Below are 3331 nucleotides of genomic sequence, written 5' to 3'. Positions count from 1 at the left end.
CGACCCCAGCGTGGCGCCCGTGGGCGCGCCGCGCAGGATGGCCGCCCCCCCGGGGGAGTTGAGGGCGGCGTCGGGGCCGATCCCGACGCGGACGCCGGCGCCCACCTCGGCGCCGTCGGCGACCCGGCCGGTCGGGTTGGGCGCGTCCAGCTCGCCCGGGTCGTCCTCGGCCACGCCCAGCAGCCGGCGGTAGAGCGGGGTGTCGACGTTGCCGGTGACCAGCGCGTTGACCCGGACCTTGCGGGCGGCCCACTCCAGCGCGACAGATTTCGTCAGTCCGACGACGCCGTGCTTGGCCGCGACGTAGGACGCCAGCCCGGCGATGCCGGTGACCCCGCCGATCGAGGCGTTGTTGACGATCGCGCCGCCGCCGGCCGCGGCGATCGCCGGCGCCTGGTGCTTGAGGCAGTAGAAGACGCTGGTCAGGTTCTGCGCGAGGTCGGCCTGCCACGCCTCGTCGCCGAGGCCGTCGAGCGGCCCGGTGTGGTTGACGCCGCCGGCGTTGTTGAACGCGCCGTGAAGCCGGCCGGCCCGGGCGACGGCCTCGGCGACGGCCTCGGCGACCTGCGCCTCGTCGGTGACGTCGGCGCGGATGGCGATCGCCCGGTCGCCGAACTCCGCGGTGTCCTGCTCGCGTCGGGCGACGAGCACCACGCGGGCGCCGTCGGCGACCAGCCGCCGGGCGGCGGCCCGGCCCATCCCCGAGCTGCTGCCGGTGACCATGATGACCTTGCCGTCGAGCGTCATCGCAGCAGCCTGGCGGCCGTCATCGCAGCAGCCTGGCGGCCAGGGCGGCCAGGTCGCGGCGGTCGTCGGCGGCGGGCCGGCGGTCGCTCGGGTCGTCCGGGTTGGTGTCCAGCACGACGTACTCCGCGCCCATCTCGATGAGCTGCCGGAAGTCCGCCGCGACCTCGTCGATCGTGCCCGTGCCCGGGGTGCTCCGCGGACCGACGCGGGCACGCATCCGCGGGCAGAAGGCGACCCCCTCGGTGGCCGGCACGCCGACGTCGCGCAGCCAGTCCAGCGGCGCGTTGTTCGGGTGCCAGGCGTCGCCGAGGCGGACGGCGCGGCGGAGCACGGCGGGTGCGGTGCCGCCGACCCAGATCGGGGTACGACGGACCGGCCCGGTCGCCACGTCGGCATAGTCGACGAACTCCCCCGACACCGAGGTCGTCTCCTGGCGCAGCGCGGCCCGGATCGCGGCCAGATACTCCTCCGACATCCGCCCGCGTGCCGCATAGTCCAGCCCGAGCGCGGTGAACTCGTCCTCGGCCCACCCGGCCGCCACGCCGAGCACGAACCGCCCATCCGTGAAGTCGTGCAGCGCGGCCGTCATCGACGCGGTGAGCAGCGGATGCCGGTACGGCAGGATGATCACCGTGGTGCCCAGCTCCAGGCCGTCCGGGGCGTACCCGGCCATCCAGGCGAGCGTGGTGAACGGGTCGTAGAACGGCGGCGGGTAGAGCGCCGCCACATCGGGGGTGACCGCCACGTGGTCGGACATCATGGCGAGCGTGAAGCCGTGGTCGGCGGCGAAGCGTACCCAGTCACGCATCTCCCCCGGCGACGCCGTGGGGCCGAAGTTCGGGATGTTCAGGCCGAGTTTCGTCATCGGCCGAGGTAGCGCTGGAAGGGCTCACCCGAGCCGTCGAGCCGCACGTGCCGGGCGGCGAAGGTGGCGGGCGGCTGCACCGGGTAGGCCAGGTCGGGCAGGTCGGCGCCGAGCGCGGCGAACCAGATCACCGCGATGCCGGCCGTGGTGGCCACCGAGCGGCACATCGGGCAGGGCTCGCAGCTGGAGTAGATCTCGGCGCCGGTCAGATCGAGCGTCTTACGGTCGCGGCAGACGTTGCGGACCGCCTCGACCTCGGCGTGGGCGCTCGGGTCGCAATCGCGCAGCGCGGTGTTCACCCCCGTGCCGAGGATCTCGCCGTCGCGGACGACCAGCGCGCCGAACGGCAGCTGCCCGGCCGCCGCGTTCTCCGTGGCCAGGCCGACCGCCTGCCGGAGCAGGTTCAGATCTGCGTTCATCGCACCTATATACCGGATCGGCGGAGCTCGCGGGGGCTGACGCCGAACCAGCGCCGCGACGCGCGGCTCAGCGCCGACTGCTCCGCCAGCCCCACCATCGCCGTGATCTGGGTCAGCGGCACGTCGGTCTGGGTGATGAGCCGGTGCGCGGCGGCCCGCCGTACGTCGTCGAGCAGTTCCTCGAAGGCGGCGCCCTCGGCGGCGAGCTGCCGCTGCAGCGTGCGCGGGTGGGTCCGGGTGTGCCGGGCGATCGACGCCAGGTCCACCGGCGCCGAGCCGAGCGACTGGCTGAGCAGCTTGCGCACCCGGTCGGCGACGGCCGGCCCCGGCGCCGGGAAGTGGCTGCTCAGATAGTCCAGCGCCATCTGCCGCAGCACCTCGTTGCCGCCGCCGGGCACCGGGGACTGCGCCAGCGTGGCCGGCACCCGCAGGATCGCCGCCGGCTGGTGGAAGCGGACGTCCGCGCCGAAGAACCCGGTGTACGCGCTCACCGGCGCCAGCATGCCGTGCGGCAGGTGCACCGACCGCAGCCCGTACGCGCCGCCGGCCAGCAGCAGCGTGATCCGGTGCAGCAGCCCGAGCCCGAGGTCGGTGGCCTGCGGCGGCAGCGGCTCGGCGGCGGTCCCCGCATACCGGATGCCGATCACGCCGGGCCGGCCGGACGGGTCCTCGACCTGGTCCACGCTGATCGCGGGACTGTGCACGAAGAGGAACCGCCGGGTGCAGTCGAGGGCCTCCCCCAGCGTCGCGGAGCTCTCGATCGCGAGCGCCAGCGGCCCGAGCACCGAGGCGCTCTGCTGACCGGCCAGCCGCAGCCCGAGGTCGCCGCAGCCCAGCTCCGAGGCCGCGGTCTCCAGCACCCGCGCGGTGTCCGCCGACCCGATCACCGCGTCGTCGCTGTCCAGGGCGGCCGCGTCGATCCCGAAGCGGGCGAGCAGCGCGGTCCCGTCGCCGCCCAGCGTGGAGACGAGCGCGGGAAGGCCGCGCAGCGCCGCGGCCCGGACCATCGCCTGCATGTCGCGCAAGGATAAACGGATGTCGCGCAAAGACAAGTTTTGGGTACGCCCGGAGGCGGAAGCTGTCGGTATGACCGATCACGTGAACGTGCTGATCGTCGGAGCGGGGTTGTCGGGCATCGGCGCCGCCTACCGGTTGCAGCAGGAACATCCCGGCCGCAGCTACGTGATCCTCGAGGCCCGGGACACGATCGGCGGCACCTGGGACCTGTTCCGGTACCCGGGCGTCCGCTCGGACTCGGACATGTTCACCCTCAGCTACCCGTTCCGGCCGTGGCAGGGTG

General features: G+C 74.1%; 5 protein-coding genes. 1 reads left to right on the top strand and 4 read right to left on the bottom strand.

What is annotated here, in order from left to right; genetic code table 11:
• The 4 genes from AB0M20_RS33840 to AB0M20_RS33825 all read right to left on the bottom strand — a co-directional run.
• The coding region (locus tag AB0M20_RS33840; RefSeq protein WP_364304411.1) for an SDR family NAD(P)-dependent oxidoreductase at positions 1–747 on the bottom strand (747 nt) is incomplete at its 3' end.
• Between the two features lie 19 nt (positions 748–766).
• A complete protein-coding gene (locus AB0M20_RS33835) occupies positions 767–1612 on the bottom strand; it encodes an LLM class flavin-dependent oxidoreductase (protein WP_364304410.1) in 846 nt (281 codons plus the stop codon).
• Positions 1609–2031 carry a nucleoside deaminase gene (locus AB0M20_RS33830; RefSeq protein WP_364304409.1) on the bottom strand — a complete coding sequence of 141 codons (423 nt, stop codon included), beginning with the start codon at positions 2029–2031 and terminating at the stop codon, positions 1609–1611. Before AB0M20_RS33830 ends, AB0M20_RS33835 begins: the two co-directional genes overlap by 4 nt.
• A 5-nt stretch (positions 2032–2036) precedes the next feature.
• Positions 2037–3047, bottom strand: coding sequence for an AraC family transcriptional regulator ligand-binding domain-containing protein (locus tag AB0M20_RS33825; RefSeq protein ID WP_364304408.1), 1011 nt, complete (start codon positions 3045–3047; stop codon positions 2037–2039).
• Positions 3048–3117: 70 nt separating this feature from the next.
• Here AB0M20_RS33825 and AB0M20_RS33820 point away from each other — a divergent pair.
• A partial coding sequence (locus tag AB0M20_RS33820) for an NAD(P)-binding protein (protein ID WP_364304407.1) occupies positions 3118–3331 on the top strand: 214 nt, incomplete at its 3' end.

The sequence above is a fragment of the Actinoplanes sp. NPDC051633 genome, assembly GCF_040681735.1.
In the GTDB taxonomy this organism is placed as follows: domain Bacteria; phylum Actinomycetota; class Actinomycetes; order Mycobacteriales; family Micromonosporaceae; genus Actinoplanes.
The sequence above is the reverse complement of the archived record's forward strand: the minus strand, read 5'-3'. Positions and strand labels throughout refer to the sequence as shown.